This is a genomic window from Collinsella sp. AM24-1 (genome assembly GCF_003470325.1).
Taxonomy (GTDB): Bacteria; Actinomycetota; Coriobacteriia; order Coriobacteriales; family Coriobacteriaceae; genus Collinsella.
On the sequence record NZ_QRHM01000045.1, the window covers coordinates 918 to 2,695 of the forward strand.

The window sequence follows — 1,778 nt, forward strand, 5'->3', positions numbered from 1 at the left end:
CCCACCCGCATAGCGGGTGGTTTCTGATGCGGTGCGCTGCGCGGCCAGCAGACTAAAGTCTTGAATAAAAATACCCCCAATTCCAAGTGGAAATCGGGGGTATCTCATCGGATGGCTTTCAAGCAGTTTGCAAAACTGCAGGTCGCAGACCTTCATTGCTAGTAGGAGAAATGAGTAGTCTCGGGTGGCTTGCCCATGAGTTGACGAATAAGTTGGAGCTTCGCCATTGGCTCAATCGCTTCGCGCGCTCGATAAACTTGTTTAGTAAAAGGCGGATCGGTCACCGATGGACGCGCGACAAGAAACACGTACCTCCAGTGGTTCAAGCACGGCGCGCGTGAGGATCTCTGCAAGCAACCACCTGGTACGCTACTGTTGCCAGCGTGGCTTAGCGGACTGGCGAATCCCGCCCCGTGCGCGTCATCATCCAATCAAATGCCCTGGCAAGCAGCAGCACCGCCAATCACACTACGTTCTTACGGTGCCCTCTGCGATAATATTAGCGAATTGTGTTTTCACCTCGCAGCTACGGAGACATTAGATGATTACGCTGGACAATCTTCGCGACGCACTTAGGGCTCTGTGCTACGAGCCGTCGGGCGACGGCACCGTTTATCAGAAATCCTGGGAAGAGACCAGCGCACAAATCACGGTCGATTTTTCCAAGAAACGCATCGGCTACCCGAAAGACCTGGGGTTCAAAGTCAACAAAGACACAACTTGTAACTTCTCCGATAACGAGAACTTCGTCGTACTCGCCTGCGTAACCATGCTCCTCGACAAAGGATATCGCCCCGAATCACTCGAGCTGGAGCGCGAATGGGCCCTTGGGCACGAACAAAAGAGCGGCCGCGCTGATATCTGCATTAATGACGAGAGGGGCGACACACTCGCAATCGTCGAATGCAAGACCCCTGGAACCGAGTTCAAAAACGAATTCAAGAACATGCAGTCAGACGGAGGGCAACTCCTCTCCTATTGGCAACAAGAGCGCGCGACTCGCTGGTTGGTACTCTTTGCATGCGATTTCATCAACAACGAAATTGTGCCAGACCAGGTTTCAATTAACTGCAGCGATGACGAGAACTTCATCGCGCTCGCCAAACGCGATGACAACATTGCGCTCTACCGCGACGCCCATACAGTGGAACAGCTCCATCAAGTTTGGACGGAAACGTACAACCAACAAGTCGAGGGAAACATCCTCTTTGGCGATAGGTCGACGGCATACCACCCGATGGTTCCTCCCCTTCTCAAGAAGGACCTTGTCGACTTCAGGGCCGAAGACAGCATCGTCAACCGCTTCGAGGAAATCCTCCGCCACAACAACGTCTCCGATAAAGAGAACGCCTTCAATCGCCTTATTGCGCTCTTTATCGCGAAGCTCCAAGACGAGCTCTCGAAAATGCCAACCCAGGAGATTGAGTTCCAATACCGCCAAGGACGAGACACCTACGAAACGCTCCAGGACAGACTCCAGAGACTCCACTCAGACGGCATGAGAAAGCTCATGCGGGAAGAGGTCCTGTACGTTCCCAACAACTACGCCGAAAACCTCATAAGCAACTATACGGGCCAGCACCGCAAGCAGCTCATCGAGGAGCTGAACGGCACGCTGCGCAAGCTTAAATTTTATACCAACAATGACTTTGCGTTCAAAGACGTCCACAACGAGGAACTCTTTCTTCAGAACCCTTGATTATCAACTTTATCCGAACACCTCCCACATTCATCCGTACATGTGCGGATGAATGTGGGAACCCGATACCCTGAGGGCC

Annotated in this window: 1 protein-coding gene; it reads left to right on the forward strand. The window is 52.7% G+C overall.

Annotated elements, in window-relative coordinates; genetic code table 11:
- The first annotated feature begins 541 nt into the window (after positions 1-541).
- Positions 542-1,699 carry a type I restriction enzyme HsdR N-terminal domain-containing protein gene (locus DW661_RS09900; RefSeq protein WP_118935473.1) on the forward strand — a complete coding sequence of 386 codons (1,158 nt, stop codon included), beginning with the start codon at positions 542-544 and terminating at the stop codon, positions 1,697-1,699.
- Positions 1,700-1,778 lie beyond the last annotated feature (79 nt).

Coding starts and splice junctions, on each gene's coding strand:
- DW661_RS09900 (WP_118935473.1), top strand. CDS start 542: ATGATTACGCTGGACAATCTTCGCGACGCACTTAGGGCTCTGTGCTAC.